Source organism: Bacillus solitudinis, assembly GCF_002797395.1.
Taxonomy (GTDB): Bacteria; Bacillota; Bacilli; order Bacillales; family Bacillaceae_D; genus Halalkalibacter_A; species Halalkalibacter_A solitudinis.
Window position 1 is genome coordinate 507,961 of record NZ_KZ454943.1, and the last position, 24,466, is coordinate 532,426.

The following is a 24,466-nucleotide window of genomic DNA, read 5'->3' on the forward strand; positions in this document are numbered from 1 at the left end:
GAAAGATTAATATCCTTCCTCCCATGTTTGTAATATTAAAAATTAACCACTTTCTTTGCTGCTTCTACGATATCTGCATAATCAGGAAGCCATACATCCTCAGCTACCGCAAACGGGAACACCGTATCTGGTGAAGCTACACGTAATACAGGTGCTTCTAAGCTTAAAATTGCACGCTCTGTAATTTCTGCAACTACATTAGCACCAATTCCTGCTTGTTTTTGTGCTTCTTGTACTACGATCGCACGGCTTGTCTTTTCAACCGATGCTATAATTGTATCCAAATCTATAGGGCTAATAGTCATTAAATCAATAACTTCAGCGTCAATACCTTCTTTTTCAAGCTCTTCTGCAGCTTTCAGTGATGAATGAACCATTGCACCATATGTAACAATCGTCACATCTTTTCCCTCTCGCTTAATATCAGCTTTTCCAAGTTCAATTACATACTCTTCCTCAGGAACTTCTGCACGGAATGAGCGATATAGCTTCATATGTTCAAGATACACAACAGGATCCGGATCACGAATTGCAGCAATTAGTAAACCTTTTGCATCATAAGGTGTGCTAGGTATTACAACCTTAAGACCAGGAGTTTGTGCCATTAATCCTTCCAAACTATCTGCGTGCATTTCTGGTGTTTTTACTCCGCCACCAAAAGGAGAGCGAATAGTTACAGGCATCGTTTGCTGACCACCTGAACGGTAACGCCAGCGACTCATCTGACCTGCTACTGAATCCATTACTTCAAATAAGAAGCCAAAGAATTGAATTTCCATTACTGGACGAAAGCCAGTTAAAGCAAAGCCAATTGCAAGTCCACCAATACCAGACTCAGCAAGTGGCGTGTCAAATACACGTTCCTCACCGAATTCTTTTTGTAAACCTTCAGTGGCACGGAATACACCACCATTTAGGCCAACATCTTCCCCAAAAACTAGGACATCTTCATTATTCTTTAGCTCATTCCGCATTGCATCGGTAATCGCTTGAATCATTGTCATTTGCGCCATCGGTTACTTCGACTCCTTTGCCTTATATTCTTCCATTTGCTCGCGCAGATTTGAAGGAAGTTCTTCAAACATTACTCCAATTAAGTCTGTAACCTTTTGTTTTGGAGCAGCATCTGCTTTCTTAATCGCTTCTTTGATATCTTCTTTTGCCTTATCTACGACTTCATTTTCCTTTTCTTCGTTCCAAAGTTTTTTACCCTCTAAAAATTTACGGAAACGGACTAGTGGATCTTTCTTTGTCCATTCATCATCAAGCTCAGATGAACGATAACGTGTTGGATCGTCTCCAGCCATTGTATGTGGACCATAACGGTAACAAAGTGCTTCAATTAAAGTTGGACCTTGACCTGATATTGCGTTATCACGAGCCTGCTTTGTAGCGGCATAAACAGCTAACACGTCCATCCCATCCACTTGAACACCCTCAATACCGGCTGCAACAGCTTTTTGAGCAATTGTCTTTGCAGCTGATTGCTTTTCGACCGGCACTGAAATAGCAAAACGGTTATTTTGCACAATAAATACTGCAGGGGCATTATACGCACCAGCAAAGTTCATTCCTTCGTAGAAATCTCCTTGTGAAGCACCGCCATCCCCAGTATAAGTAATCGCGATATTATTTTTCCCTTTCCGTTTAAGACCAAGGGCCACACCTGCTGTTTGAATAATTTGAGCACCAATAATAATTTGCGGTACAACAACGTTTAAACCATCAGGAATCTGTCCGCCATGAAAATGACCACGAGACCACAAGAACGCTTGATGTAGTGGAAGACCATGCCAAACGATTTGAGGGACATCTCTGTAGCCTGGTAAAATCCAATCTTCTTTTTCAAGGGCAAATTGTGAACCAAGCATTGAAGCTTCCTGTCCTGCTACTGGGGCATAGAATCCTAGACGCCCTTGACGGTTTAAAGAGATTGCACGCTGATCCCAAATACGCGTATAAACCATGCGACGCATTAATTCTTGAAGCTGCTCATCACTTAATTCAGGCATTGCAGCTTTGTTTATAACTTTGCCTTCTTCATTCAATATTTGAAACGTTTCAAATTGATTTTCAACTTTCTCTATTGTTTTAGTACTCACTACCTTCACCTCTTCCTTTCCTTCTCATAAAATTAGCAATCGTCTTAAAAGTATCCGTTTCATGTAAACAAATGCATTCTTAGAATACCCATTCATTTACCTTAACAACCCTTAATTCGAAACTGAATATAACATAAAGAAACGATAATTATGTAAAATGGACGTTTGCTTGGGATTTTAATATTTCTCAAAACCTGTATTAGTCAAAAACAATTAAAAGTAATACAATTTCCCTTTGTTGATTAGTCTACATCAAGACTATGAAGCGCGTCAATCCTTTTGTATTATCGTTTGAAAACTACTTTTACATATCGAGAATTCCCAATAAAAAATCCACTGTGTTATAGATCAATCACAGATGCACTAGTACAGATCGGGCAATTACCTACAGAATAACGGTTTTTATGAAAACGATAACAACGTTTCATTTTTAAAAACAAAAAAACTTGATGTACATTATTGATAATGTACATCAAGTCCTACTGATTCATAAAATAATTTCTTTTGTTCATTATATGAATCGGTTAGTTTGTTGAAGTTCTCTTTTGAATTCATGACTAGCTCGTATTGTTCGTTAACCGTATTTATTTGTGATTGAAGTGTACTAATATCTAAATCCTCATCTTTCAAAAGAGTATATAGCTTTCTATCTTCTTCAATCGTTTGATTGTAGATGTCAAATAAATCTTGATACGCTTCATACCGGTTTTCCATCGTTTCCGTTAACTTTTCCAAATCGCTTAGAATTGTTTCGTCTTCTATATTTTCAAATTCGAGTTTTATTTTATTAAACTCTTCAAAACTACGTTCGATACTTTCTTTTTCAATCATTATCATTTTTTCTCTCTCATCAATTGAAGCTAATGCCTCATCCGAAAGTGAAAGAACTTTTTCAAATTCATCCATCCCTAGGGTAATCGCTTCTTCATACCATTGAAACTCCTTTTTTTCAGCCTCTTGCAGAGGTTCTTGTTGTTGTTGGAAAGGTTCTTCGAGCTCAACAGCTTTCTCTAGATAAGTATAGATTTGTTCTGTCGATTGATTACCGCAAGCTGTTAATAATAGAATTAACAAAACCCAAATACCTAACTTATAATTCGGCAAAACTTTTCCCCCTTAGCTTTTTATCAAGCTGAGTTTATTCTTAATCATACTATATGATCCTAATTTTTTTTTATGAGCATGTCTTTCTATAAAAAATAGTTTGCTTAAATGGGCATTCATCCAACCATCTTAATTGTCACCGCATATTGTAATAGTGAATCGCAGCTAATGCGGTGCTATCAAAAAGGAGGAATTTACTATGTACGGATACGGTGCAGGCGCAGGTTGTTACGACCCATGTGCTTATGGTTATGGAGCTCCAACAGGTGTTGCTGGTGTAGGAACTGGCGCAGGTAGAGGCTTTGCGTTAATTGTTGTTCTTTTCATCCTTCTCATTATTGTTGGCGCATCTCGTTTTGGTCCTTGCTAATTAAAAGAACTATAATTAAGGGAAAGAGGGGTATCTCCCCCCTTCCCCTTAATTCCACTTGCTATTTTGCTTCTTTCTTTTTAAAGTATAATAGAAGCAAAGGAGTGGTACATAGATGTTAACAATGAAAGATATTGTCCGTGAAGGTCATCCAGTTCTTAGAAAGGTTGCTGAAGAAGTCCCTTTACCTGCATCAAAGGAAGATAAAAATACATTACAAAAAATGCTTGACTTTGTTAAAAATAGTCAGGAACCGGACATCGCGGAAAAATACCAACTAAGACCAGGAGTTGGACTTGCAGCACCTCAAATCGGCGTATCAAAACGGATGTTTGCTGTTCATATTACTGACGAACAAGACCAACTTTATAGTCTCGGATTATTCAACCCAAAGATTGTTAGCCATTCTATTGAAGAAAATCATCTAGAGAATGGTGAGGGATGTTTATCCGTCGACCGTGAAATACCAGGCATAGTCCCGCGTCACTCAAGAATCACCGTGAAAGGGACAACTCTAGAGGGAGAAGAAGTTACCCTAAGACTTCGTGGCCTTGTTTCAATCGTGTTCCAGCATGAACTTGACCATTTAAATGGTATTATGTTTTACGACCGAATTACCGAATTTGAAGACAAATTAAAAAAAGATATTTAAGCTTTTTAAAAAGACACCCATAATTGAGAGGCCACTGAAAAAAGGTATGATTTTCAGCTTTTTTCAATGGCCTTTAAGCGATGAGCGCAGACGTCGCCTTCTTTTTAGTCCGACATGAGCAGGTTTCTCATAGCGGGCGCGCGACGTTCGGAGCCATTGCGGCTTCCTTGAAGACCTTTTAGTGACTTCTATACTGACCTTCTTTTTACTTTATTTTAATAACCCTACATGATGAAGTCCGTGTAAAATACCATCTTCATCAACCGTTTTAGTTACGAACTTAGCGACTGCCTTTGCCTCATCCATACCATTCCCCATCGCAACTCCTGTTCCAACAAATTGGAGCATCTCTAAATCATTTAACGCATCTCCAAAAGCATATGCGTGCTCAGGTGTAATCGATAGATGCTTTAACAATGATTTTATTCCTAGAGCCTTTGATCCTCCGCTAGGTATCACGTCCATAGAATACGGATGCCAACGTATATAATCGAAATGTGAATGACTATCTCGATATGAGAGTTCCTCATGTTCCTCACAAAAAAGTAAAGCCTGATATACATTCTTCGTCTTATACGCATATGGATCATATGAAGGATAAGGCAGCTTTAAACTTCCCATCCCTTCGGAAACATAGGGATCCTCTTCCCGATTTGATGTTGCTCCAATATGATCGAGAAATACCATCGAATGACTAAGCTTTTGTGCAGCGTCCTCTAACTTAATTAATTCATTGGTTGTTAAAGGTTTATGATCGACCATTTCATTCTCAAATACAACATATGAACCGTTAAAACTTATATACGAGTTTATACCTAGTTCATCCCGAAGATCTTTAAACATAAATGGTGCACGCCCCGTGGCAATGGCGACATAAACACCTTGGTTTTGCAGCTCTCGAATGGCATTTTTTGTTGACCCAGGCAATTTTTTCTCATCATTAAGAAGAGTTCCATCGATATCAAAAAAAACAACTTTTTTATTCATTTTCTCCACTCCTATTTTTCATCTGTACATTATCTCTCTTTATATTTTCAAAGTAATAGTAATTCCATTAATTACCTTGGAGGTCGTTTTTTATCCAACACATACTAAGCATATCAAATCCTCTCTTGTTGGTCATTGCAAAATTTTGATTTTTCTTAAATAATATCCGAGTTATGTGAAAGGAGTGAATTTATGTTACGTAAATTACGTAAGAAACTAATTAAAGGTTGTCGCAATCTCCTTCCTAAAAATCGTTTACTTGAAGTATAAGTAAGGTTTGATGTGATTAAAATGAACAGTTAAGGTGTATAAGAACTGTAATTTACTTAAAATAAAAATAAAAACATGAAATAACGCGCCTATTGCTTTATAATGAAAATATAACCAACGTTAAGGAGAGGTCTTTCATATGATTTTTAAAGTTTATTTCCAAAAAATTTGGGGACAAGTCCCTGTTCGTGAAACGACAGAAACTATTTATGTAGAAGCGGTAAGTGAATCCGATGTTCGGAAAAAGCTTATCCCACGTAAATATAATATTGAGTTTATTACAGAAATCTCTGGAGCACACCTTGAATATGAACAAAGTCGTGAAGATTTTAAGGTGGAGGCACTCTAAATGAAGCAAATTAAGAATAACCAAACAGCTGTATTCGCATTAGGCGGATTAGGTGAGATCGGAAAAAACACCTATGCTGTGCAATTTCAAGACGAAATTATTGTGATTGATGCCGGGATTAAGTTTCCAGAGGACGAACTTCTTGGTATCGATTATGTTATACCAGACTATAGCTATTTAGCTAAAAATGTTGATAAAATTAAGGGTTTATTTATTACGCATGGTCACGAAGACCATATCGGTGGGATTCCCTATTTACTACGTGAAGTTAACATTCCAATTTACGGCGGTAAGCTCGCTCTAGGTTTATTAAAAGGGAAACTTGAGGAGCATGGTCTACTTAGAAAAGCACAGCTACACGAAATTAGTGAAGATGAGATTATAAAATTCACAAAGACATCTGTTTCTTTTTTCCGCACAACACATAGCATTCCAGATTCGTATGGTGTGGTCGTAAAAACACCACCAGGAAATGTTGTTCACACAGGAGATTTTAAATTCGATTTTACACCTGTAGGGGAACCTGCTAATTTAACAAAGATGGCTAGAATTGGTGAGGAAGGCGTACTTTGCTTACTTTCAGACAGTACAAATAGTGAAATCCCTGATTTTACAATGTCTGAACGAAAAGTCGGTGAAAGCATTGATAATATTTTTCGGAAAGTAGATGGACGAATTATCTTTGCTACGTTCGCTTCTAATATTTACCGATTACAACAAGTCGTAGAATCTGCCGTAACTCACGGTCGTAAAGTTGCGGTTTTTGGCCGAAGTATGGAGAATGCTTTAAATATTGGTCAAGAACTAGGTTATATTAAAGCTCCAAAGAGTACGTTTATTGATCATTCACAGCTTAACAAATTACCTGACAATCAAGTAACAATTCTTTGTACGGGAAGTCAGGGTGAGCCGATGGCAGCTTTGTCACGAATCGCTTTTGGTACCCATCGACAAATTCAAATCATTCCCGGAGACACGGTTGTCTTTTCTTCTTCACCTATTCCAGGAAACACTTTAAGTGTTAGTAAGACCATTAATCAACTTTACCGTTTAGGGGCTAATGTCATTCACGGTTCCTTAAATGACATTCACACCTCTGGTCATGGTGGACAAGAAGAGCAAAAACTTATGCTTCGTTTAATGAAACCACAATACTTCCTTCCGATTCATGGCGAATACCGGATGCTAAAAATGCACGTGAAGTTAGCACAGGATTGTGGAGTAGATGAGAAAAACTGTTTTATCATGGATAATGGCGACGTTCTTGCTTTACATCCTGATGAAGCAGGTGTTGTTGGAAAAGTTCCTTCAAACTCTGTCTATGTTGACGGAAATGGAATTGGTGATATCGGAAATATCGTATTACGTGATCGTCGAATTTTATCCGAAGAAGGACTCGTCGTTATAGTAGTTAGCTTAAATATGAAAGAATTCAAAGTAACTGCAGGTCCAGACATCATTTCAAGAGGCTTTGTTTATATGAGAGAATCTAGTGATTTAATTCATGAGGCACAGAAGCTTCTTGCTAAACATTTAGATGATGTCATGGAAAGAAAAACAACACAGTGGTCTGAAATTAAGAATGAAATGACCGATTTATTAGGTCCATTTTTATATGAGAGAACGAAACGAAAACCAATGATTTTGCCGATAATTATGGAAGTATAAAAAAAGGTCATCGCTTATTGCGATGACCTTTTTTAAGTGAATAATCTTTCCCATGTTTGTGGACCAACAATCCCATCAACGACTATTCCTTCACTACGTTGAAAGTTTCGAACAGAGCGCTCTGTAATTGGCCCATATAAACTATCCGTCTCAACATTCAGAGCACGCTGCACACGCTTTACGTCATCTCCTCGTAAATAAGGAGTCTGAACAGATAAGAGGCGTCTATAACCAACTCCATTTGTTCGACGAATACGATCGAGTGCCCTCCAAGTTCGCGGACCAACAATTCCATCAACTAATAAACTATGCTCCCTTTGAAAGTCTCGTACGTTTTGTGTTGTTTCTTCACCGTACATACCATCAACCATTGCCCCCACCTTTTGCTGAACCTCTCTTACGTCTTCGCCACGCATCATAGGCTGAATAAAACGAAGCATTCTACGTGATTCAGATGAAAACACTTCTTCGTTTTCATCTGGTTCGTCTGTAGGAGATCCATGCTCAATCATTTCTGGTTCTCCCTTGTAATCTCGTAGCGCTGCTCTGGTCTCAGGACCAACGATTCCGTCAACCCCAATTTCAACAGTGCGTTGAAACCTTACGACAGCATCGTAAGTTCTCGGTCCATAGATACCATCAATCGGACCAGGGAGAAAACCAAGACTGTCCAGACGTTCTTGAAGTGCTTTAATATCATCACCTTGGTCACCTCTTGAGAGATAGGTTCTTTGTCTCTCTCCAGAAACGTACGAAGAAGAATTACCCTCTAAGGAAGTCACAGCCCCTCCTTCATTTAGCAACTGACTTCGAAATGTTTCCATATTTATTGATGGACAAGCCTTCCAAGAATATCCCGGAAATTCAGTATGACCCCATACATTATCTACGGTAATATTTAACTCGTTCATTAATCGACGTGTAAGTAAGATTGTTGCGTTTCGTTGGGCGTCTCCTAATGATTCTGTTTGGAAATTACCGACCATACAAATACCAACTGCAAATCCATTGCTATTACCTACATGATAACTAACGACTTCTAAATCATGACATAGGCTAACCTTTCCTTCTTTATCAACAACATAATGATAGCCAATACCGGGCCACCCTAATTCATTTACATGATAACGGGCAAATGCCTCTGCACTTCCTGAAGTAGTTGCACTATGATGAATAGCAATATTTTTAATTGAATTTCTTGATCTTCTCCGATACGTACGAGAACCATGTTTTGTAAGGGTCCCACGTTTATCTATCATGCTCACAACGCATCACCTCATCATATATATATAGATGATAAGTATTTATGGTGATTTGTTTTTCTAAAAAAGATGCTTTAAAAAAGAGCTCACACGTAATTGTGTAGGCTCTTCATAAACAATATTCTATTCTTTTATCCCTAAGACGCGATTCACTCGCTTTGTTAGCATTTTCATACCACCGCCACCAGCTTGGAAATGGCGTAGCTGCCCTTCCTCATCAAAAACATAATAAGCAGGAACGTACTCATTTTCAAAAGCATCTGTTAATTTATGTTCACTATCAACAAAAATAGGTTGAATAATTCCATGTTCATCCGCAACTTTTTTTATTTCATCTAAATCTAAATCCTTCTCAGAGCGCGGCATATGAACAGCTATTACCTTTAACTTTCCCTTATATAAATCACGAAATTCATTGACATTTGGCATTGCCTCTTTACATAATCCGCAACTAATTGACCAAAAATGGATAAGTGTTGGTACTCCATCCACATCACCTTTTGAAACTTCACCATTAAACCAAGTTGTTGCACCTTCTAATTCTGGCATTTGTGAACGTAATTTCAGGGCCATTTCTCTTCCTCCTATATATTTTAAGTTACACTTTACCTTATTAAAGTGATTTGAAATGTTTCCTCTTAACTAATTTTTTTGAAAGCAAAGGGTCTAACATCCCTGCTAGACCCTTTGGAAAATTATAAGATTGTCTATTTAAACGTTTAGCGTTTCTTGACCTGGCTTCCAATTCGCCGGGCAAAGTCCACCAGTTTGTAAAGCTTGAAGTACACGAAGTGTTTCATCAACATCGCGACCGATATTGTTGTGATTTACTACAGAATACATTAATTCACCTTCAGGGCTAATAATGAATAGTCCACGAAGAGCAATACCCTCCTCTTCAATAAGAACACCATACTCACGAGAGACTGAATGGTTTGTGTCAGCCGCTAAAGAATACTTTAATTCACCAAGTCCGTTATCATCACGAGACGTATTTATCCACGCTTTGTGAGTATGAACCGTATCTGTAGAAACTCCAATTACTTCAGCATCTAAATCTTCAAATTCATCAAAACGATCGCTAAGTGACGTAATTTCTGTTGGACATACAAAAGTAAAATCCATTGGATAGAAAAATAAAACTGTCCACTTATCATTCTTCATGTTGTCTTCAAGACTAACCTTTGCAAATTCTTTGTTTGGCAAAACAGCATCCAATTCAAAACGCGGTGCTTGCTTTGCTACCATACGCTTGTCTGTCATATGTACCTACCTCCTAATATTGTTGAAACCTAAGCTCAATTCTAATTATAAAAGAAGCTTACTTTTTAGTCAATGTTAAATAATAATAAATGTAAATTGCTATATCTTTACTTCTCTTTGAAAGACTTTTGTTATAATTCCCTTAATAATCAGTAATAAACTTATATTTATTATTTTATATTATAAGGGATTTTTTTTAAAAATGCGAATTATATGCTTTGGTATTCTCATTTAGTTCATTTCTAGTTTGAACATTATAACAAACTGTGATACGATTTTATTCAAAATCGCCCACCTAGTGTTTAATATACATTAAATCGGCTATTGAATAAATTGTGTTGAAATTGTTAGGAGATGATAAGATGGATCTTTCAATTGAAGAAGCTTTTTTTACGGGAATCATCATCATTTTAGGACAAGTCCTATTAGCAGTCATTGCGTTTCTTATTGCTCGTTTAATTGGGAAACGAGTTATATCAGGGACTTTTCAAAAAATGGAAAGACAAAAAAACATAGCAAGCGGTCGTGTTAAAACACTAGAAAAATTAGCAGTAAACGCCTTTTCATACGTTCTAATATTTGTATTTATTACAATTATTATCAATATTTTTGGTCTAGATGCTACGGGACTTATTGCAGGTGCTGGTGTAGCAGGTTTAGCCATTGGCTTCGGTGCTCAAGGACTAGTAAGTGATGTTGTCACAGGCTTCTTCCTTTTGCTCGAAAAACAAATAGATGTTGATGATTACGTGACAGCTGGGGGAATAGACGGCATCGTTGAAGAAGTTGGTTTACGCACCACAAAAATTCGTGGTTTTGACGGAACCATTCATTATATTCCTAATCGTGAAATAAGCAGTGTTAGTAATCATTCCCGAGGAAATATGCGCGCACTTGTTGATATGAGTATTTCATACGATGATAACATTGATGAAGCCATCAGCGTAATGCAAGCTGCATGTGATAAGTTAGCAATCGATGATGAGACAATTAAAGAAGGGCCGAATGTCATTGGTGTTCAGGGGCTTGGCGACTCAGATGTTGTCCTTCGAATTATTGCTAAAACCGAAAACATGGCGCAATGGGCTGTTGAGCGAAAAATAAGAAAAATACTTAAAGAAGCTTTAGATGCTAACAATATTGAAATTCCGTTTCCACATCAAGTTTACATTCAGAAGAAAGAAAAATAACACCGTATAGTTATGGACCAGAGGATAATGTCATCCTCTGGTCTTTGTTTAACGACCCACTTTTTGATTAACCATTTTACAAACTTCCTGAGCGTTCATTCCATGTACATTAATCACAGATCCCTGTGTTACCGTGTTTTGAATTCCCATGACGTTTTGATCTTGACCAGTAATTACGCAACAGTCACAGCCTTCTGCATCATTTTCCTGTTTTAATTGGATTACTTCATAGCCTTGTGATTGTAATTCTTCTTGTACATCTGTTAACGATTGTTCCACACCAACCTTTGGCATAAGAGCACCTCCACTTAGTCAATTTCTATTGCCTTGGTTAGAATCCCCTTAATTCCTGCTTTTATTCCAATTAAAAAGGTCTTTTTCGTTAATAGGTACTGAAAAAGGTAAAAACCAACCCTTTTAGATCAAAGAAGCGGCAAACGGCCCCGAGTGTCGCGCACTCGCTATTGAGTGGTTCCGATAGCAGGGCGTAACGTGTGGAGCTATTGCTGCTTCTTCTGAGAACTTTTTAAATCATTAAAATTCCTCTTAAAAAGTAAGTGAGTCATTTTTGGGGGTTACACAGTTGCCTTCCACTCAAAAAATTGTGTAAGATGGTTCACAGCAAATGTAATAGCTCCCTCTTGTGGATTAAGTCTTGCATCATGTAATCCATAATCGGAACTAACCCCAAGCCAAAACATAAACCCAGGAATTTCTTCGAGAAAGTACCCAAAGTCCTCTCCCGTCATTGCTTCTTTACAAATAATTAAATTCGCAGAAGAATTGGTGGTAAAGGTCATGAACTCTTTTGTTTGAAGTGAATGATTATAAACTTGACAATAATTAGAACCATAATCAATTGTGATCTCACAATCAAAGCCAATTTCAATTCCTTTTGCTAGAGATTCAACTCGTTGCTTCATCCGGTTCATTGACTCAATGGAGAGGCTTCGCATCGTACCTTCTAAACGAGCAGTGTCTGCAATAATATTCTGTTTCGTCCCTCCCTGAATAACACCAACCGTCACAACCCCCGAATCGAGCGGGTTTATGTTGCGCGAGACAATTGTTTGGAGTTGGGTAACAAAATGACTTGCTGCAACAACCATATCATTAGCCGTATGTGGATAAGCAGCGTGTCCACCTTTACCTTTAAAATCAATAAACAGTTCAGATGTATTCGCAAATAATAATCCTTCTCTAGTAGCGATGGTTCCTACTGGATATTCTGGAGCAATATGAAGAGCAATAATTTCGTCTGGCCACCATTCTTTTAGGACTTCAGACTCAATCATCGGTTTAGCGCCCCCAGGACCTTCCTCAGCGGGCTGAAAGATAAAGACCAAGTTGTCTGTAGGTTGTGTTTTTGAAAAATAGCTTAGCACACCAAATGCAATTGTCATATGGATATCATGACCACATGCATGCATTGCCCCGTCATGTAAGGACTGAAAATCATAAGACGTTCGCTCTTGAATCGGTAACCCGTCAATATCTGCTCTATAGCCAATGGTTTTACGTGCAGCAGTTCCTGACAATTTAACAATAATTCCGGTTTTCCAAATCTTTATTTGTAGATGATCTTGTGGTAAATGCTGAATAAGATTCAGTAAATATTGTTGGGTTTTGAACTCCTTAAAACCAAGTTCTGGGATTTGATGTAAATCTCTTCGAATCTTCCGTAACTGTTCTGAATTCATTGTGCACCCGCTTTTGTCAGGCCAAGTATCTCCAGGTTCTTCTTTAGTGTTTTTACAAAGAAGTCTACATCTGATTTTAATAATGTTAATGGTGGCAGTAGTCGAAGGATCGTTTGTTGAGTGACATCAATTAAAATTCCTTCATTTAACATATTACGTTGAATCTCCTTCGCGCTTTCGGGTTTAGCATTTAAAACAATTCCTAACATCATTCCTTTTCCACGAACCGAATCAATAGTCGTCCCATATTCAACTTTAAGACTTGCTAAGGAATCCCATAAATATGTTGATATTTCTTGACTCTTATTGAGTTGGCCATTCTCATATAATTCATCAATGACCGTATTACCTAATGCAGCACTCAATGGGGACGGTGCAAACGTTGTTCCATGATCACCTGGTTTAAATAAATCTGTTAACGCTTCTGATACGATTATTCCTCCAAGTGGAAGACCCCCGCCAATTCCTTTAGCAAATAAAATCAGATCTGGTTGAATTTTTGCATGCTGATAAGCGAAAAATTCACCGGTTCGTCCAACACCTGTTTGGATTTCATCCATGCAACATAAAACTCCGTACATTTTACAAAGACTAGCAACCTTTTCTAAGTAGGTAGGTTCAAGTGGCACAATTCCCCCTGACCCTAGTACAGGCTCCATAATAACAGCTGCAGGCTTTTTCTCTTTTATTATTAACTCTAATGCTTCAACATCATGTGCTTCGACCTCAAATACAGACATAGTAGTTGCAGGAAAATCTTGATACACGCTTGGCTGCCTAGTAAGCTTAAGCGCCCCCAACGTTCGTCCATGGAAGCTTTTTTTCAAAACAACAACACCTTCTCTTTTGTCGGTCTGTTCCTTTGACCACTTATGAATGAGCTTTAGAGCAGCTTCCGTTGCTTCAGCACCTGAGTTAGTGAAAAAAACTTTTCCATTAATTGAATGGGCTATTAATTTTTCAGCAAGTTCGATCGCTGGTTTATTTAAAAATACGTTTGAAATATGTAAAAATTTTTCACCTTGATCTTTGAGTGTTTTTATCACGGCGGGATGTGAATGACCAAGAATATTTACAGCTAATCCTGTAAATAAATCTAAATATTTCTTTCCATTTTCATCGTAAAGATAATTTCCTTCACCGCGTTCAACAACGATTGGTAATCGGTTATATGTGGTCATCATTGCCTGCTGATCTCTTTGTTGCCAATCTAACACATTCGTATCCCCTTTCGCTCTAAGTAAGGAAAGAGCCTTGCCGAGGTTATCTTGTAACCTAACGACAAAGCTGCTTGTCCACCTTTATTTAGTTATCTTCGTTCAGACGACGAAGCTCGTGCTTAATTTCTGTTTTTCCTTTTGTTTTCTCATCAATTTCTTTAATGACGCGTGCTGGTGTTCCTGCAACCACTGTGTTTGGTGGTACATCCTCAATTACGACAGCACCAGCAGCAACAACGGCACCTTTACCAACAGTTACCCCTTCAAGCACGACGCAATTTGCTCCCATTACTACATCATCTTCAACAATAACAGGTTTCGCTGAAGGAGGCTCTATTACACCGGCTAACACCGATCCCGCACCTATGTGGCAATTTTTACCGACTGTTGCACGGCCACCCATGACAACATTCATATCAATCATCGTACCTTCACCAATAACAGCGCCAATATTGATACTTGCACCCATCATAATAACAGCATTGTTACCAATTTCCACTTGGTCACGAATGATGGCACCTGGTTCGATACGTGCTTGAATATTTTTCATGTCAATTAAAGGAACCGCTGAATTGCGACGGTCATTTTCCACAACATAGTCTTCAATTTTTGCTTCGTTTTCTTTTAATGCTTTTTCGATATCAGACCAGTCACCGAATAACACACCTGTGTTTCCAGTAATGAATGATTTTGTTTCTGAACCAAAATCAATACCTTCTAAATCACCTTTAATATGTACTTTTACAGGTGTTTTCTTCACACTGTTTGAAATAAATTTAATAATTTCATTTGCATCCATCATCTTCATAATTTCATTTCCTCCTAAGCCTATTAACAATCTCTTTATTATGATAAAGATAACGAACATAAATTGCAATCAAAATGAGTCAAATTTTATGCTTTAACCCAAGATGGTTAGTAAAACTGTAATCGTAACGATACTAACCAATGTGGTTATTAATGTAATGCTTGATACGAGTCTAGGTTCTGAATCAAATTGAACGGCATACATAACAATTGTTGCTGCAGAAGGCATTGCTGCCGAAACGATAAGAACCTTTGCCAGTAATGGATCTAAAGGGAAAATTAATGTGGTTGCAAATGCAATCAAAGGAGAAACAATAAGACGCACCAAAACGCCGTAAGATATTTTGCCCCACTCAAAGTTATCAAATCGAATTAATGCTAGTTGCATGCCTAGTATTATCATTACTGTAGGGATTGCCCCTTCTGCGATAATATTGACAGTTTGCATTAAATTATCTGGCATTTGAACATTCAAAATATTGAAAGAAAGTGCAATGATGACTGCGTAAGTTGCTGGCATTAGCAATACTGACTTCATCGCCATTTTCATACCTGATTTATCACGGGCCGCGTAATAAACACCAAAGACATTCATAATAATCGATTGAATGACCATAAATGAAACACAAAAGGCAAAACCAACTTCTCCGTACGCAAATAAAATAATCGGTGCTCCGTAATTTCCTGAATTCATAAAGGCAGTTGATAAGATTAAGCCACTCTCTGTTGAGGGAGACACCTTGGAAATTATTGCGTATAGTTTATTAATTACGATAAGAGCAAATAATAGAATGAGAGCTAAAACGGCCATGTAGAAATATTGCATATTTAATTCAGATAGGTAGAATGTTCGAAATACTAGACAAGGTGTCATTACATATATCGCCATCGTTGAAATTGGCTTAATATCAACCTTCTTCCACTTTTGAACTAAATAACCAAGTGTAAATACTAGAATTACAGGTAATACAACCTGCAGAAAAATCGTCATGTAGAAAACCTTCTTTACTATACAGTATATTAAATAGTACCCTAACTATAAGAATACTATATAAACAAGTTTGAATGCACTGATTTATCCATTGAAAAATGTGTTAAATGCCCTAGTCCTTACGTTCTCACTAGAGTTATCAAGCACTTCACCCAGATAACTATGACTCTTATTCTACTACATATCCTTTTTCCGAAGACAGAAGTATCCCATCAATTTATTAAAGCGAGAGCTTAAATAGATTATGCATCAAATATTACAAAAGAGATTCACAGCTCTTCCCGATTTATAAACAAGCATCTAGTTAGCTAATTGATATCTGCTAATCAAAACTTCAGGAATAGCTAATAGGGAGCAGCATATATGCTACTCCCTTTGTTTAAACCAAGCATAGATTAGTGAACCACTTTCTTCATCTGTCTCAAAAGATAGCTCATAATCATCTAAATAGTAATAATAAATTAAGTATCCATCCATCTCATCCAATTCTGTTAAATCAGGCGTACCTAGTGCCTTTTTTAGATGATCAGTTGTAAGCTGTTTCTTCTTGATATTCAGGGCAGAAGCAACAACCTTTTTTGTTTCCGAATTAATTAAAAACGTAGAATCATCATAAATCCAAGCTATCCCACCTTCGTAAACATCAACATTCTCAGGATCGCCAAATTGTTTTATTAACTCATTCGAAGTAGTTCCTATCTTAAGCTTTAAAGGTTCAAAAATTCCATAAAAACCTTGTTCAATCCATGAAAACGAAAGAAAAGCCTGCTTTTCTATCATTAAATCCCGTTCTTCCCTTTGCTGTGCATGGATTTCTCCTTGACCACATGCCGAAAGGAAAAGAAGCGAAAACACAACGAAAAAGCGAAATTTAGACACAAAGAACCCCCTCTTTCTTTATGACTGTCTTACTTCAAGGATAGTCTTAGCTAGACAACTTTATTCACAGAAATTTATGGTTTTTTCTTATTCAACTTCCATTTATTATGCACATCTTTCTTTGTATTGTTCCATTATCTAATTCTTCCCTTACCTTCCAATTCCTCCATATCTCAAGAGTATTCCAAATAAAACGTGGTTATATAGGAGAAAGGAGCTGTGTCATTAGAGTTTAAACCCTCTTATGACACAACCCCTTATGATAAGACATTATTAATAAAAACAGTCGTCTCCTTCGCCAAATCAACATGTCTTATTGCGAAATCTGACGAACTACCACCTGACGTATGAAATGTACGAATAATTGGACGCTGAGGAAGTCCACTATTTTGCCCTACTACAATTCCTGTTAGCCCTGTTGAGAGCTTGACTTGACTTCCTGTCGGATAAAAGGCAATCGCTCTCAAAAAATTCCACACAACTTCATGATCAAAACAACGATTTGTTAACGCCATTAAGTGTTCACACGCTTCGAAAGGAAATAGACCTCTCTCGCCTGGTGCTGGATTAATTAGACGGTCATATGCATTAGCAACTGCCGCGATTTTGGACACGATATGAATATCCTCCTCTGTTAACTTCCGTGGGAATCCAGTGCCATCAACATGTTCATGATGAGTTAATGCAATATGAGCGGATAATATACTTATTTCTTTATTTTTTCGTAGAGTGTTAAACCCTTTCCATGTGTGATCGTTTTGCGCTAAATCTTCAGTTGCGGCCTGATCCGGAATAATTTTACCGATATCATGAAGCAATGCTCCCATTGCCAACTCTTGAAGTTTCACACGGTCAAGTCCAAGTCTAATGCCAACAATTGCTGAAATAATACAAACATTAACAGAGTGTATATAAAGGTGGTTATCGTCTGTACGAATATCTGTTAAGTTTAATAATATTTGCTGATTTTGTAATACCTCATCTAGAATACTCCGTATGGAAGCTTGAATGTTCCGAATCTCTAACTCTTTTCCAGTTTGAACAAATTGTATGGAGTTCTTTAACGTTTCAATCGTATTACGCTTGACTTTTTCCGAAACGACCTCTTCTATTTTTAAATCTTGTAACCGACTATCTTTAATGTAAATGGCTTGAACACCCATATGACGTAACCTAGATATTAGACCTACCGTTAATTGAGCACCCTGTTGTAATAAAATACGACCATCACTTGCGAAAATATGCTTCCCTAGTCTTTCTCCCTGCTCTACATTATCCAAAAACGTATATCTCATACCCGCCACCCTCTCTGAAATTGAAGACTAACTTCTTTCCGAATCATGTTGACGGTCGTCTTCAGATATGTCTCCAAGGAAATGTTTGTCACTCTCAACATAGATACTGCGACTTGGAAAAGCTATACTGACCCCGTTTCGTTCCAAAATTTTGATTATCTCAAAGTTTATTTCCTCTTTTACTCTCAACCACTCCGCCCATGCAGTGGTCTTTGTGAAAAAGTAAATGAATATATCAAGACTTGAGTGACTAAATTGATTGAAGCGAACCAGGATCAGTCCAGGATCAATCTCTTCATGTTTCTTTAATAATCCTTCAATCTCACGTGTACATACCTCAAGCTTCTCTTTAGGAGTAGAATACATGACACCTAAAGAGAAAGTTACTCGCCGTTTGTTCATTTTAGACCAGTTTGTAATTGGTTCATTGGATAGTGTTGAATTTGGAACTGTAATGACAGAATCTGCGAAAGTTCTTATTTGAGTGCTTCTAAACGTAATATCTTCAACAATCCCTTCTACTGTCGGTGTCTCTATCCAATCACCTTTGGAAAAAGGCTTTTCCGTTATAATAATAATTCCACCAAAAAAATTCCCGATTGTCTCCTGTGCTGCTAGAGCAAAAGCTAAACCGCCTAATCCTAACCCCGCAACAAAACCGTTAATATTGTAACCCCACTCACCACCTACTATAACTACGGTAATTGCAATCACACCAAATCTAAGTAGTTTTGAAACGAAAGGAACAAGCATACTGTGCTCATCTAAGTCAATTTTTCTGGCCATTCGAAAGAACACTGATGAATTAGTAGAAGTAAAATTATAGAGTCCCCAGCCAAGTAAAATAATAATAACGGAGCGGTACATCCCTTGAACAAATTGAAAGGTTGTAATGTGAAACGGCAAATAGGCTAATGCCAAATAAGTTCCAAGTATGATCCAAAATACTCGCAAAGGTCGTTCAAACGACAAGAGTAAATTGGTAAAGACTTCAGTCGGTGTTTTGCTGGCTAATCGAATTACTATCTTAAAAATATATTTTGTAAACAGTTTACGAAAAACGATAAACACTAAAAAAATTGCCAAAGCAATTCCTACCTCAACCCAATCAAGATTATTCCAAAATAATAAGAGACGTTCCCCCATGCTTAAACTTTCTAGAACCTCGTCTCCTTCAGCAACTTTCATTTTTCTCACCTCAACAAATAATAACCTCTCTTTGTATTCTATCATAATGCTTTAGTAATCGAGAAACGATAAATAAACAAATAAAAAAGACACATGTTCGTGAAAACGAACATGCATCTAAATCATTATTAATTAACAAATACATATACTTCCTCGTTTATTATTTCTACGTTATAGCGCTTCACACAACCAACATCTGGAGCTTGAACTTTGCCATCCTTTGTACTAATTTTCCAATCATGTAAAGGACAAAAGACATGCTCGCCACTGACAATCCCTTCTGAAAGGGGACCATTTTTATGAGGGCAACGATTTTGTATGGCATTGACACTGCCGTCTTCTTGCTTAAATAATGCAATTTCTTCTCCTGAAAGGATGACCACCTTGCCAATCCCAATTGATAATTCTGATATCCTTAATACCTTCACTTTTTTTAGACTATCCACCTGTGTCATTTGATTCCCCTCCTATTTAGACAATACTTCTATTTTCTTCTCTTCAAATAATTCTTTTTTCTTTTCTTCACTATCCACAATTTCTTTCCATGGATCCTTACGATTTAAAAGGGCAATATCCATACGTTCAATTAATGCCTTACGCCCTTCTGCATCCTCTAATACGACCTTTTTCATATGTTCTAATCCTACACGTTCCACAAAATGAGAGGTTCGCTCAAGATATTTAGCATTTTCACGGTAATATTGCATGAATGCACTAATTGTATTCAAAATTTCTTCTTTTGTTTCTGTTTTGTGGAATAAATCACCACCACGAAGGTCAACACCACCGTTCCCACCGACATAAAGCTCCCAGCCACCCTCAACACCAACGACGCCAAAATCTTTAATGCCTGATTCTGCACAGTTACGAGGACAAGCCGATACAGCCATCTTCACTTTATGTGGAGTGTTGATGTACTCAAACTTCTTTTCAAGTTCGATACCAAATCCGATTGAATCTTGAGTACCGAAACGACAGAAGTTTGCTCCTACACATGTTTTCACTGTACGAAGGGCCTTTGCATAAGCAGAACCCGATCTCATGCCTAATTCACCCCATACTTTTGGTAAATCTTCTTTCTCTACACCAAGTAAGTCGATTCGTTGCCCCCCCGTAACTTTTAGAAGAGGAATGTTATATTTATCTGCTACATCAGCAATTTTGCGTAGTTGCTCAGCATTCGTTACACCACCATACATTCTTGGTACAACTGTAAATGTTCCATTATTATTAATATTTGCATGGAACCGTTCATTCACGAAGCGAGATGTATGGTCGTCTTGATTATTTAATGGATCTACCATTCCTAAATAGTAGTTAATCGCGGGCCGACATTTAGAACAGCCCTCATCTGACTTCCATCCAAGAACATTCATAACTTCTCTAGGATGAGTTAATCCAAGTTCACGAATTTGAGCAACTACTTCTTCGTGTTCTAGCTCTGTACATCCACAAAGCGTTTCTTTTGCAGCTGCATCATTTCCTGTTGTAAGTGCTAGTAATTCTATTACTTCTGGTTTACAACGGCCACATGAACGTGAAGCGTTCGTGCACTGTTTTACTTCTTCAAATGTAGTTAGTCCCTGATCTCGAATAGCTGAACAAATATCGCCTTTTGAAACCCCATTACAGCCACAAATATTTTCATTATCTCCCATCTCAGCAACCGATACCCCTCCACCATTTGCTTCTTCAGAAGGAAGTAATGCAACTTTACTCATACCAGAAATATCTTCACCTGATTTAATCATGTTTAAAAGACGAGTAGAATCTTTTGTTTCACCGAAAAGAACTGCACCTACGACTTTATTGTCTTGAATAACCACTTTCTTATATATGCCTTCAAATTCATCATGAACACGAATCGCTTTCGTATTTTCACCATCTGTAAAGTTCCCAGCAGAGAATACATCGACACCAGATACTTTCAATTGAGTATAAAGAATCGAACCTTGATATCCTTTTTCTATTTCAGTTGGACTAATAATATGTTCCGCCAACACTTTTCCTTGTTCATATAGTGGTGCAACAAGCCCATAAGCAATACCGCGATGTTGGGCGCATTCGCCTACTGCATAAACATTTGGTGCATTTGTTTGCATAAAGTCGTCTACTACAATTGCCCGTTCTACAGTGAGTCCTGCTTCTTGTGCTAGTGCTATATTTGGCTTTATACCTACGGCCATAACTACCAAATCTGCATCAAGTTTCGTTCCATCTTTGAAAAGGAGACCTGTAACTCTGTCTTTACCAATAATTTGTTGTGTGTGCTTTTGTAAATGAAATCTCATACCTTGTGCTTCTAGCTCTTCTTTTAATAGTTTTCCTGCCGGTTGGTCCAGCTGACGTTCCATTAAAAAGTCAGCAATGTGAATGACATCCACTTCCATGTCTAGATTTAATAAGCCTCTTGCGGCCTCTAAACCAAGTAATCCTCCGCCTATGACTACTGCTTTTTTATGTTTCTTTGATGTTTCAATCATTGTTTCACAGTCTTTAATGTTACGGAATGCAATAACTCCTTCCAAATCAGCACCGGGAAGAGGTAACATAAATGCGTTGGAACCTGTAGCAAATATTAATTTATCATATGAACAGCTAATACCTTTTTTACTATAAACAACTTGCTGTTCTGTATCGACCTTAACAACAGGGTCACCGGTGTATAATTGAACTTGATTTTGTTCATACCAGTCATAGTCATTTAAAACAATATCATTAACATCTGCATCACCTTGTAAGACAGAAGATAGCAGAATCCGATTATAGTTTGGGTGAGGTTCTTCTCCAAACACTGTCATATCATAACGATTCGGATCCTTTTTGATAATTTCTTCTAAAGTACGGATACCTGCCATACCATTTCCTATTAGGACTAATTTCTCTCTCATTTAGATTCTCTCCTTTAGGTTATACCTTTAATATACAAAGCATTCTATGAACTCTCTTGTACAAATCGTATACAGTTTACTAAGCTATCTAAAAGTTGTTGGTCCGTCTCTAACATGGTTACATTCAATCCAACTTCCCCCAGCGCCGAAGCGGTTTCGTAACCTTTACAAATAACCTGAAGTTTTGAAAGATCTTCCCAATTCAACTTGCTTGCATCCAAAACTTTTATAAAACAACTCACTTCAATTTTGCTTGTAAGAATTAATGTATTAACATGTCCTTCTTCCACTAAACGAGTAAAAGCTTCTACCTCATTTGAAGGAACAACTTGTGTATGAGTTAACAAGAATGGTTGTGATTCAAAAGAATATTCTTCATATTCATTTTCACCACCTACAATAAGAACTTTCTCCCATTTTCCAAGCTCTGTACTGAGAATAGCTTGACAGCCAAATAACTGTAACGCTTCAATAACCTCATCATTTGCTGCATAAAATGTTGCTTGAACCATTCGAAGATCAAATCCATAATGAACAAGGCCCTTTATAAACTCTTTGACACTTTCTTTAGATAGAAAGAGCATTTTTTTATACATTTGAATATGGTTCAGCTTAGCTAGATAGTTGTCATTCTCAATTAATGTGCTCTCTACGGTTGAAGGGTGTAAGTATACATCTGCTCCTTTATGGCGAAGAAGTTCAATTAGCTCCTTATTCCCATTGTTTTTACTTGGAAATAAAATACCTTTACCTGAAAATAATCGATTATCAAACCATTGGAGTTTTTTTCTTAATTTAATAACGTTTCCTACGATAATTATTGCAGGATTCTTAATTCCTTCTTGTTCAATCTGATTTGCAATCGTAGCTAACGTTCCTTCTACCGTTCTTTGTTTGCTAAATGTTCCCCATTGAATGACCAGTACCGCTGTATGTTTATCTTTTCCAGTCTTAATTAATTTGTCTGTTATCATTCGTAAGTATCTGACACCCATGTAGAAAACTACGGTATCAACGCTCTTAGCCAGTGATTCCCAATTTGCTTCTGGCTCCCCGTCTTTCCCATGTCCGGAAACTACGGCGAAAGACCTTGAATGCTCACGATGAGTAACAGTTACCCCTGCATATAAAGGCGCAGCAATACCTGAAGTAATACCTGGAATAATTTCATAATCTATATGATTCTCTGAAAGTAGTTCTGCTTCTTCACCAACTCTACCAAATACGGCTGGATCTCCGCCTTTTAGCCTCACTACTTTCTTACCTTTACGAGCATGAATGACTAATTCTTTTTGGATATCTTCTTGTCTGAGAAAGTGTTGACACGGCTGCTTACCACAATACACAAGCTTGGCTCCATCTCTCACTTCGGTCAACAAAATGGGGTTGACTAAACGATCAAAAATTACAACGTCCGCTGTTTGCAAAACTCGTTTTCCCTTTATCGTTAGTAACTCTGGATCCCCTGGTCCTGCACCTACGAAATATACCATTCCGTTTTTCATTATCGTCCCCCCCTTCCTCATATACATAGTTTAAAGGAACATCTTTTAACAATGTGCTTTTATGTCAGGTATCCTAACAAAGAATTTATACATTTGAAATACACCTTTAAATCAATCTTTTACCGTCTGATTTACACTAAATAAGAATCCTCCATATCCCTTGTTTCTTTACACGAATTATGTTTTTAATTAAATTTTTCTCAAAAAAAAAAAGACGTAACTGGGATTCTCATCAAGAAAACAGTTCGTCTTATATCTGCTATGACTGTAATATCTTCCAAAGTACTATAAAAATCTAAAATTTTAGATTGAGCGGTTTCGTTATGTTAGATTTTTTTAAAAAAAATTGAAGGTTTTCAAACTTTATTTTGATACTAATTACTCACTGTTGCGTATCTTCGACATTATTTTGTTCATCTAACGCGCCTTGTATTAGTGCTCCTAATTCTCCCTGATCGTTCTTATTTGAGTTAACATGCTTCTCATCTGTTGTCGACTGATCTTTCTTACTTTGTCCCTTATTTACATTCATTATCTCTTCAATGTCTTCGGACCACTCTTTTCCTAACTCTACTAACGTTTGTGAGAGCTTACCATTACTTCTTCTAGCTTGTTGGAGTTTTCCTGAAAGTTGCTTTCTTAAATCTGTACCTTTTTCGGGAGCTAACATTAAAGCACCTGCCGCTCCAATAAAACCACCCAAAACTGTTCCAACAATATAACCTCTTGACGACGTTCTTTTACTTGTGAACACAGAACTCACCTCTATTTTA

General features: G+C 37.3%; 24 protein-coding genes. 5 read left to right on the top strand and 19 right to left on the bottom strand.

Annotated elements, in window-relative coordinates; genetic code table 11:
- Positions 1-35: 35 nt before the first annotated feature.
- The 3 genes from CEF19_RS02545 to CEF19_RS02555 form a co-directional block, all read right to left on the bottom strand.
- On the bottom strand, positions 36-1,013 hold the full coding sequence (locus CEF19_RS02545) for an alpha-ketoacid dehydrogenase subunit beta (RefSeq protein WP_100404629.1): 978 nt from the start codon (positions 1,011-1,013) through the stop codon (positions 36-38).
- A gap of 3 nt (positions 1,014-1,016) precedes the next feature.
- Positions 1,017-2,102: a pyruvate dehydrogenase (acetyl-transferring) E1 component subunit alpha gene (pdhA, locus tag CEF19_RS02550; RefSeq protein WP_100404630.1), complete on the bottom strand. Its 1,086-nt coding sequence runs from the start codon at positions 2,100-2,102 to the stop codon at positions 1,017-1,019.
- 456 nt (positions 2,103-2,558) lie between these two features.
- A complete protein-coding gene (locus tag CEF19_RS02555; RefSeq protein WP_100404631.1) occupies positions 2,559-3,206 on the bottom strand; it encodes a YkyA family protein in 648 nt (215 codons plus the stop codon).
- Positions 3,207-3,405: 199 nt separating this feature from the next.
- Between CEF19_RS02555 and CEF19_RS24170 the strand changes: the two genes are divergently transcribed.
- Together CEF19_RS24170 and def are read left to right on the top strand one after the other, a co-directional pair.
- On the top strand, positions 3,406-3,576 hold the full coding sequence (locus CEF19_RS24170) for a YjcZ family sporulation protein (protein WP_100404632.1): 171 nt from the start codon (positions 3,406-3,408) through the stop codon (positions 3,574-3,576).
- Positions 3,577-3,691: 115 nt separating this feature from the next.
- The gene (gene def, locus CEF19_RS02565) at positions 3,692-4,228 is read left to right on the top strand and encodes a peptide deformylase (RefSeq protein ID WP_100404633.1); all 537 of its coding nucleotides are present in this window, start codon (positions 3,692-3,694) and stop codon (positions 4,226-4,228) included.
- 210 nt (positions 4,229-4,438) lie between these two features.
- Here def and CEF19_RS02570 read toward each other — a convergent pair whose 3' ends face one another.
- The gene (locus CEF19_RS02570; RefSeq protein ID WP_100404634.1) at positions 4,439-5,215 is read right to left on the bottom strand and encodes a Cof-type HAD-IIB family hydrolase; all 777 of its coding nucleotides are present in this window, start codon (positions 5,213-5,215) and stop codon (positions 4,439-4,441) included.
- A gap of 409 nt (positions 5,216-5,624) precedes the next feature.
- On the opposite strand from CEF19_RS02570, the gene CEF19_RS02575 reads away from it, so the two are divergent.
- Complete coding sequence (locus tag CEF19_RS02575; protein WP_100404635.1) at positions 5,625-5,834, top strand: DNA-dependent RNA polymerase subunit epsilon; 210 nt, start codon at positions 5,625-5,627, stop codon at positions 5,832-5,834.
- Complete coding sequence (gene rnjA / locus CEF19_RS02580) at positions 5,835-7,502, top strand: ribonuclease J1 (RefSeq protein WP_100404636.1); 1,668 nt, start codon at positions 5,835-5,837, stop codon at positions 7,500-7,502.
- 32 nt (positions 7,503-7,534) lie between these two features.
- Here rnjA and CEF19_RS02585 read toward each other — a convergent pair whose 3' ends face one another.
- From CEF19_RS02585 to CEF19_RS02595, 3 genes are all read right to left on the bottom strand, one after another.
- A complete protein-coding gene (locus CEF19_RS02585; RefSeq protein WP_227522072.1) occupies positions 7,535-8,761 on the bottom strand; it encodes a peptidoglycan recognition protein family protein in 1,227 nt (408 codons plus the stop codon).
- Between the two features lie 126 nt (positions 8,762-8,887).
- Positions 8,888-9,337 carry a redoxin domain-containing protein gene (locus CEF19_RS02590; RefSeq protein WP_100404638.1) on the bottom strand — a complete coding sequence of 150 codons (450 nt, stop codon included), beginning with the start codon at positions 9,335-9,337 and terminating at the stop codon, positions 8,888-8,890.
- A gap of 138 nt (positions 9,338-9,475) precedes the next feature.
- Entirely contained in the window at positions 9,476-10,027 is a 552-nt protein-coding gene (locus CEF19_RS02595) for a peroxiredoxin (protein ID WP_100404639.1), read from the bottom strand.
- A 362-nt stretch (positions 10,028-10,389) separates the two neighbouring features.
- On the opposite strand from CEF19_RS02595, the gene CEF19_RS02600 reads away from it, so the two are divergent.
- Positions 10,390-11,217: a mechanosensitive ion channel family protein gene (locus CEF19_RS02600; protein WP_100404640.1), complete on the top strand. Its 828-nt coding sequence runs from the start codon at positions 10,390-10,392 to the stop codon at positions 11,215-11,217.
- A gap of 48 nt (positions 11,218-11,265) precedes the next feature.
- On the opposite strand, the gene CEF19_RS02605 is transcribed toward CEF19_RS02600, so the two are convergent.
- The 12 genes from CEF19_RS02605 to CEF19_RS02660 form a co-directional block, all read right to left on the bottom strand.
- A complete protein-coding gene (locus CEF19_RS02605) occupies positions 11,266-11,511 on the bottom strand; it encodes a YkuS family protein (RefSeq protein WP_100404641.1) in 246 nt (81 codons plus the stop codon).
- Positions 11,512-11,792: 281 nt separating this feature from the next.
- Positions 11,793-12,917 carry an N-acetyldiaminopimelate deacetylase gene (locus tag CEF19_RS02610; RefSeq protein ID WP_100404642.1) on the bottom strand — a complete coding sequence of 375 codons (1,125 nt, stop codon included), beginning with the start codon at positions 12,915-12,917 and terminating at the stop codon, positions 11,793-11,795.
- Positions 12,914-14,101 carry an aspartate aminotransferase family protein gene (locus CEF19_RS02615; protein ID WP_100408180.1) on the bottom strand — a complete coding sequence of 396 codons (1,188 nt, stop codon included), beginning with the start codon at positions 14,099-14,101 and terminating at the stop codon, positions 12,914-12,916. Before CEF19_RS02615 ends, CEF19_RS02610 begins: the two co-directional genes overlap by 4 nt.
- 121 nt (positions 14,102-14,222) lie before the next feature.
- A complete protein-coding gene (dapD, locus tag CEF19_RS02620; protein WP_100404643.1) occupies positions 14,223-14,945 on the bottom strand; it encodes a 2,3,4,5-tetrahydropyridine-2,6-dicarboxylate N-acetyltransferase in 723 nt (240 codons plus the stop codon).
- 93 nt (positions 14,946-15,038) lie between these two features.
- Positions 15,039-15,935, bottom strand: coding sequence for an AEC family transporter (locus tag CEF19_RS02625; RefSeq protein WP_100404644.1), 897 nt, complete (start codon positions 15,933-15,935; stop codon positions 15,039-15,041).
- Between the two features lie 366 nt (positions 15,936-16,301).
- Positions 16,302-16,814, bottom strand: coding sequence for a DUF4309 domain-containing protein (locus CEF19_RS02630; protein ID WP_100404645.1), 513 nt, complete (start codon positions 16,812-16,814; stop codon positions 16,302-16,304).
- A 257-nt stretch (positions 16,815-17,071) separates the two neighbouring features.
- A complete protein-coding gene (locus CEF19_RS02635; protein WP_100404646.1) occupies positions 17,072-18,109 on the bottom strand; it encodes an HD-GYP domain-containing protein in 1,038 nt (345 codons plus the stop codon).
- 27 nt (positions 18,110-18,136) lie between these two features.
- Entirely contained in the window at positions 18,137-19,297 is a 1,161-nt protein-coding gene (locus CEF19_RS02640; RefSeq protein WP_227521898.1) for a mechanosensitive ion channel family protein, read from the bottom strand.
- Between the two features lie 128 nt (positions 19,298-19,425).
- Positions 19,426-19,752, bottom strand: coding sequence for a nitrite reductase small subunit NirD (gene nirD, locus CEF19_RS02645; protein WP_100404647.1), 327 nt, complete (start codon positions 19,750-19,752; stop codon positions 19,426-19,428).
- 12 nt (positions 19,753-19,764) lie between these two features.
- The gene (gene nirB / locus CEF19_RS02650; RefSeq protein ID WP_100404648.1) at positions 19,765-22,188 is read right to left on the bottom strand and encodes a nitrite reductase large subunit NirB; all 2,424 of its coding nucleotides are present in this window, start codon (positions 22,186-22,188) and stop codon (positions 19,765-19,767) included.
- Between the two features lie 44 nt (positions 22,189-22,232).
- Positions 22,233-23,693, bottom strand: a complete 1,461-nt coding sequence (gene cobA, locus CEF19_RS02655) for a uroporphyrinogen-III C-methyltransferase (protein ID WP_157800863.1) — start codon at positions 23,691-23,693, stop codon at positions 22,233-22,235.
- A gap of 382 nt (positions 23,694-24,075) precedes the next feature.
- Positions 24,076-24,447 carry a YtxH domain-containing protein gene (locus CEF19_RS02660; protein ID WP_157800864.1) on the bottom strand — a complete coding sequence of 124 codons (372 nt, stop codon included), beginning with the start codon at positions 24,445-24,447 and terminating at the stop codon, positions 24,076-24,078.
- Between the last annotated feature and the right edge of the window lie 19 nt (positions 24,448-24,466).

What these genes read in the sequence shown, in the direction of transcription:
- CEF19_RS02545 (WP_100404629.1), bottom strand. Translation starts at nt 1,013, where the DNA reads ATGGCGCAAATGACAATGATTCAAGCGATTACCGATGCAATGCGGAAT.
- CEF19_RS24170 (WP_100404632.1), top strand. Translation starts at nt 3,406, where the DNA reads ATGTACGGATACGGTGCAGGCGCAGGTTGTTACGACCCATGTGCTTAT.
- def (WP_100404633.1), top strand. Translation starts at nt 3,692, where the DNA reads ATGTTAACAATGAAAGATATTGTCCGTGAAGGTCATCCAGTTCTTAGA.
- CEF19_RS02570 (WP_100404634.1), bottom strand. Translation starts at nt 5,215, where the DNA reads ATGAATAAAAAAGTTGTTTTTTTTGATATCGATGGAACTCTTCTTAAT.
- CEF19_RS02575 (WP_100404635.1), top strand. Translation starts at nt 5,625, where the DNA reads ATGATTTTTAAAGTTTATTTCCAAAAAATTTGGGGACAAGTCCCTGTT.
- rnjA (WP_100404636.1), top strand. Translation starts at nt 5,835, where the DNA reads ATGAAGCAAATTAAGAATAACCAAACAGCTGTATTCGCATTAGGCGGA.
- CEF19_RS02585 (WP_227522072.1), bottom strand. Translation starts at nt 8,761, where the DNA reads ATGATAGATAAACGTGGGACCCTTACAAAACATGGTTCTCGTACGTAT.
- CEF19_RS02590 (WP_100404638.1), bottom strand. Translation starts at nt 9,337, where the DNA reads ATGGCCCTGAAATTACGTTCACAAATGCCAGAATTAGAAGGTGCAACA.
- CEF19_RS02595 (WP_100404639.1), bottom strand. Translation starts at nt 10,027, where the DNA reads ATGACAGACAAGCGTATGGTAGCAAAGCAAGCACCGCGTTTTGAATTG.
- CEF19_RS02600 (WP_100404640.1), top strand. Translation starts at nt 10,390, where the DNA reads ATGGATCTTTCAATTGAAGAAGCTTTTTTTACGGGAATCATCATCATT.
- CEF19_RS02605 (WP_100404641.1), bottom strand. Translation starts at nt 11,511, where the DNA reads ATGCCAAAGGTTGGTGTGGAACAATCGTTAACAGATGTACAAGAAGAA.
- CEF19_RS02610 (WP_100404642.1), bottom strand. Translation starts at nt 12,917, where the DNA reads ATGAATTCAGAACAGTTACGGAAGATTCGAAGAGATTTACATCAAATC.
- CEF19_RS02615 (WP_100408180.1), bottom strand. Translation starts at nt 14,101, where the DNA reads ATGATGACCACATATAACCGATTACCAATCGTTGTTGAACGCGGTGAA.
- dapD (WP_100404643.1), bottom strand. Translation starts at nt 14,945, where the DNA reads ATGAAGATGATGGATGCAAATGAAATTATTAAATTTATTTCAAACAGT.
- CEF19_RS02625 (WP_100404644.1), bottom strand. Translation starts at nt 15,935, where the DNA reads ATGACGATTTTTCTGCAGGTTGTATTACCTGTAATTCTAGTATTTACA.
- CEF19_RS02635 (WP_100404646.1), bottom strand. Translation starts at nt 18,109, where the DNA reads ATGAGATATACGTTTTTGGATAATGTAGAGCAGGGAGAAAGACTAGGG.
- CEF19_RS02640 (WP_227521898.1), bottom strand. Translation starts at nt 19,297, where the DNA reads ATGAAAGTTGCTGAAGGAGACGAGGTTCTAGAAAGTTTAAGCATGGGG.
- nirD (WP_100404647.1), bottom strand. Translation starts at nt 19,752, where the DNA reads ATGACACAGGTGGATAGTCTAAAAAAAGTGAAGGTATTAAGGATATCA.
- nirB (WP_100404648.1), bottom strand. Translation starts at nt 22,188, where the DNA reads ATGAGAGAGAAATTAGTCCTAATAGGAAATGGTATGGCAGGTATCCGT.
- cobA (WP_157800863.1), bottom strand. Translation starts at nt 23,693, where the DNA reads ATGAAAAACGGAATGGTATATTTCGTAGGTGCAGGACCAGGGGATCCA.